The sequence below is a fragment of the Clostridium senegalense JC122 genome (assembly GCF_000285575.1).
Taxonomy (GTDB): domain Bacteria; phylum Bacillota; class Clostridia; order Clostridiales; family Clostridiaceae; genus Clostridium_J; species Clostridium_J senegalense.
Map to the genome: position 1 here is coordinate 1 of NZ_CAEV01000156.1, position 291 is coordinate 291.

Annotated in this window: 1 pseudogene; it reads left to right on the plus strand. The window is 37.8% G+C overall.

Annotation, left to right across the window (positions count from 1 at the left end):
• Positions 1–99: 99 nt before the first annotated feature.
• Positions 100–291, plus strand: a pseudogene (locus CSGHG_RS22310) (amino acid--tRNA ligase-related protein); the annotation flags it as partial.

Sequence of the window (291 nt, forward strand, 5' to 3'; positions counted from 1 at the left end):
AGTGCTAGCCTTCCAAGCTAGTTACGAGGGTTCGATTCCCTTCACCCGCTCCAAAAATATGCGTTTTTTAGCTCAGCTGGATAGAGCAACGCCCTTCTATATAGTTTTGAATTCTTAAGAACAATAGCTCATTTAAGACCAAGAAGTAATACTTTCTCAGCTGTATTTAGAGTTACGTTCATTAGTAGCTTTTGCTATACACAAATTTTTTCCAAGAAAGAGGATTTGTTTACACTCATACTCCAATAATTACAGGAAGTGACTGTGAAGGCGCAGGAGAAATGTTTAGAA